Source organism: Vibrio sp. 2033 (genome assembly GCF_033339735.1).
Map to the genome: position 1 here is coordinate 1 of NZ_JAWOVC010000845.1, position 517 is coordinate 517.

General features: G+C 47.6%; 1 pseudogene. It reads right to left on the bottom strand.

Annotated features, from left to right (window positions below):
• Positions 1-441, bottom strand: a pseudogene (locus R7P74_RS29415) (hypothetical protein); the annotation flags it as partial.
• Between the last annotated feature and the right edge of the window lie 76 nt (positions 442-517).

A 517-nucleotide genomic window follows, 5' to 3' on the forward strand; every position in this document is an offset into this window, starting at 1 on the left:
TTCGATCTTACCTTTGTGTTCGCGTATGGTCATTGCGTCCAGCAAGGCCTGCGTAGGGTGTTCATTCGCTCCGTCACCGGCGTTGATTACGGCAGCTTTACTGATTTTAGCAAGCTGGTGCGGGACACCGGCTGAACCGTGGCGGACGACAATGCAATCGGGCTGCATTGCATCCAGGTTCAAGGCAGTATCGATTATGGTTTCTCCTTTACTTAGGCTTGATGAAGCAACGCTTATATTTACGGCGTCAGCGGAAAGGCGTTTTGCGGCAAGTTCAAAAGATGTGCGCGTTCGTGTTGAATTTTCGAAAAAAAGGTTTATTACTGTTTTACCGCGAAGCGTCGGCACCTTTTTTATTTCGCGGGTATTTATTTCGCGAAAGTTTTCTGCCGTGTCGAGAATGCCCGTAATTTCAGCGGCCGTAAGATCGCGAATTCCCAAAAGGTCTCTCCTGCGAAACGGTTTCTCCATTTTGTTGCGTTAAGTAATTCGGTGATTGATGATAGTCTGATAACAC